The sequence below is a fragment of the Citrobacter sp. S-77 genome (assembly GCF_963864895.1).
Lineage (GTDB): Bacteria > Pseudomonadota > Gammaproteobacteria > Enterobacterales > Enterobacteriaceae > Citrobacter > Citrobacter murliniae.
Window position 1 is genome coordinate 1 of the sequence record NZ_CAWLWU010000025.1, and the last position, 1754, is coordinate 1754.

A 1754-nucleotide genomic window follows, 5' to 3' on the forward strand; every position below is an offset into this window, starting at 1 on the left:
TTTTCATCAGACAATCTGTGTGGACACTACAAAGAAAGGTTCTTTAAGGTAAGGAGGTGATCCAACCGCAGGTTCCCCTACGGTTACCTTGTTACGACTTCACCCCAGTCATGAATCACAAAGTGGTAAGCGCCCTCCCGAAGGTTAAGCTACCTACTTCTTTTGCAACCCACTCCCATGGTGTGACGGGCGGTGTGTACAAGGCCCGGGAACGTATTCACCGTGGCATTCTGATCCACGATTACTAGCGATTCCGACTTCATGGAGTCGAGTTGCAGACTCCAATCCGGACTACGACATACTTTATGAGGTCCGCTTGCTCTCGCGAGGTCGCTTCTCTTTGTATATGCCATTGTAGCACGTGTGTAGCCCTACTCGTAAGGGCCATGATGACTTGACGTCATCCCCACCTTCCTCCAGTTTATCACTGGCAGTCTCCTTTGAGTTCCCGGCCGGACCGCTGGCAACAAAGGATAAGGGTTGCGCTCGTTGCGGGACTTAACCCAACATTTCACAACACGAGCTGACGACAGCCATGCAGCACCTGTCTCAGAGTTCCCGAAGGCACCAAAGCATCTCTGCTAAGTTCTCTGGATGTCAAGAGTAGGTAAGGTTCTTCGCGTTGCATCGAATTAAACCACATGCTCCACCGCTTGTGCGGGCCCCCGTCAATTCATTTGAGTTTTAACCTTGCGGCCGTACTCCCCAGGCGGTCGACTTAACGCGTTAGCTCCGGAAGCCACGCCTCAAGGGCACAACCTCCAAGTCGACATCGTTTACGGCGTGGACTACCAGGGTATCTAATCCTGTTTGCTCCCCACGCTTTCGCACCTGAGCGTCAGTCTTTGTCCAGGGGGCCGCCTTCGCCACCGGTATTCCTCCAGATCTCTACGCATTTCACCGCTACACCTGGAATTCTACCCCCCTCTACAAGACTCTAGCCTGCCAGTTTCGGATGCAGTTCCCAGGTTGAGCCCGGGGATTTCACATCCGACTTGACAGACCGCCTGCGTGCGCTTTACGCCCAGTAATTCCGATTAACGCTTGCACCCTCCGTATTACCGCGGCTGCTGGCACGGAGTTAGCCGGTGCTTCTTCTGCGAGTAACGTCAATTGCTGAGGTTATTAACCTCAACACCTTCCTCCTCGCTGAAAGTACTTTACAACCCGAAGGCCTTCTTCATACACGCGGCATGGCTGCATCAGGCTTGCGCCCATTGTGCAATATTCCCCACTGCTGCCTCCCGTAGGAGTCTGGACCGTGTCTCAGTTCCAGTGTGGCTGGTCATCCTCTCAGACCAGCTAGGGATCGTCGCCTAGGTGAGCCGTTACCCCACCTACTAGCTAATCCCATCTGGGCACATCCGATGGCAAGAGGCCCGAAGGTCCCCCTCTTTGGTCTTGCGACGTTATGCGGTATTAGCTACCGTTTCCAGTAGTTATCCCCCTCCATCGGGCAGTTTCCCAGACATTACTCACCCGTCCGCCACTCGTCACCCAAGGAGCAAGCTCCTCTGTGCTACCGTTCGACTTGCATGTGTTAGGCCTGCCGCCAGCGTTCAATCTGAGCCATGATCAAACTCTTCAATTTAAGTTTGATGCTCGTGAATTAAACTTCGTAATGAATTACGTGTTCACTCAGAGACTTGGTATTCATTTTTCGTCTTGCGACGTTAAGAATCCGTATCATTGAGTGCCCACACAGATTGTCTGATAAATTGTTAAAGAGCAGTTGCGACGCGCTTTGGCGCTCT

Annotated in this window: 1 rRNA gene; it reads right to left on the reverse strand. The window is 52.7% G+C overall.

Annotated elements, in window-relative coordinates:
• Positions 1-49 precede the first annotated feature (49 nt).
• Positions 50-1591: ribosomal RNA gene (locus AACS05_RS24885) — 16S ribosomal RNA — on the reverse strand.
• Positions 1592-1754: the final 163 nt, after the last annotated feature.